At 44.0% G+C, this 1,828-nt stretch carries 1 protein-coding gene; it reads right to left on the bottom strand.

What is annotated here, in order from left to right; genetic code table 11:
- Positions 1-293: 293 nt before the first annotated feature.
- The gene (locus Selli1_RS18100) at positions 294-1,532 is read right to left on the bottom strand and encodes a site-specific integrase (RefSeq protein ID WP_281874486.1); all 1,239 of its coding nucleotides are present in this window, start codon (positions 1,530-1,532) and stop codon (positions 294-296) included.
- Between the last annotated feature and the right edge of the window lie 296 nt (positions 1,533-1,828).

The following is a 1,828-nucleotide window of genomic DNA, read 5'->3' as shown; positions in this document are numbered from 1 at the left end:
GAAAGGTGATTTTTGGTGTATAACGATCGACGCGCACCCGCATAGCGGGTGGTTTTTTGTTAAGCGTGCCTACATTTTTCGGAACACGAAAAACTCCATCACGCTTAACTGGCTAAAGCCATATAATAAAAGCCAGGCAAAGGTTTTTGGGGAGTCCATTTGAACAGTCAAACTGTTTGCTCATTTGGTCCAGAACATAGAGGACACGCTCTTGTTCTTCGTATTTATACCCAAGGGAACGCTTTTCATTAAGGAATCTCTGTATATGTTCCGCAAGGGGGCCGGTGAATGTCTTATTCTTTGACATAAGGCTTCACCTCCACTTCCAGGGCGCATTTTCGCAAGCCGTTTATATCCACCCTGAGATAATGTTTTGCCACCTGCGGATCCGAATGCCCAAGTATATCTGAGATAGTGGACGCATCCACTTCATTCTGAAGCAAGTTTGTTGCAAGCGAATGACGGAGGGAATGCCAGCCATAGCGCTTGGATTTATCGATTGGAATACCGGCTCTTTTCAAAGCTTTATTGATGTTGTGCCGAAGCGTACTTTTAAACGGGCTTCCTTTGTAGGGGGCGTTATGCGTCACAAAGATATTTGGGTAATCCGTAACGGGCCTCCCGTTTTTCAGGTAATCAATGATCGCCCACCCCGCATCATCCGGAAGCGGAAGCGATAGCGGTTCCCTGGTCTTGTTCTGGGTAACAGTAATAAGTTTCTTGCCCCAGTCTATGTCATTGAACGTAAGAGAAAGTATATCGCCAATGCGAAGACCAAGCCTTGCCCCCAGAAGGATAATAGCGTAATCTCTTTTGCCAATGGGGGTAGTGATATCGATACTGTTGATCAGTTGTTCGATCTGCTCTTCGCTCCAAACCGTCGGGAGTTTTGTACGCAATCTCTGTGGAGGATGGGGCAAAAATACTTCTATAGGTTGATCAACATACTTGTGAAGAAAGGCATACTTGAAGTACTGCCTAAGGGCAGATAACCTTTCAGCGATCGTTACTGGGGCGAGTCCGATCATTGTTTCAGTAAAACGGGACATTAGATCAGCGGTAACACCATTGAGATGATGAATGCCCGAGGAATCCAAAAACAGGATCAGATCCTTAATGATACCCCGGCAACGCCGATAGTGACACTGGGAGCATCCGTATTCTACTTCATACTGTAAAAACCCTTCTGTCACCTCCTTAAAGGGAAGCGGCCAAACAATTTCCCCGTCATAATCGTGCCGTCTGAACAATGTACCGAAGTTATAATATTCAGCAAGTGATCGGATTACCCGAAAGTAATACATCTCATTTTTAGAGTGTTCTCCGGATGTAACAAAACCTCCAAGTTGTTTGAACTTCCATAGCAAGAAGTCTGTTCCCCTGGACTGTGAGTAATCACAATCCCCTGCGTATTCCTCGAATTCCCGGAATACTTTGCGATATCTCCGCAATGAATCTTCGGAATACTGAAGCCCAACCAGCTTTTCTTCCAGTTCTTTGCAGAGCTCTGTAACTTTGATTTGTCTTAGCATAACAAACCATCTCCTTTCTGATATGTGACGTATTGTCAGTTACATCAGAAAGTATCGATTATTATGTAAAGAAAAGCTATATAAAAATCCGTAGTTATACAGGCAAGAGTTTTTTTCTTTCCATAAATACTTGCTTGTCATAATAGATCTTATGACAAGCTTGTCATAAGATCTATATCCATCTTGCTTCCTTCCAGGACAGGCATGTCTCCTCTCCTTTTGACTGGACGGGAGGTGATTCCGTTGAGTAACCTTCCGATTCAAAAAGTCTGGCTGGATTCCTATGACGATTACTG

Source organism: Sellimonas catena (assembly GCF_027924685.1).
Taxonomy (GTDB): Bacteria; Bacillota; Clostridia; order Lachnospirales; family Lachnospiraceae; genus Sellimonas; species Sellimonas catena.
Note: the sequence above shows the minus strand (reverse complement) of the source record. Positions and strands in the feature narration are given on the sequence as shown.

Excerpts from the sequence above, each read along its gene's own strand:
- Selli1_RS18100 (WP_281874486.1), bottom strand. The coding sequence starts at position 1,532 with ATGCTAAGACAAATCAAAGTTACAGAGCTCTGCAAAGAACTGGAAGAA.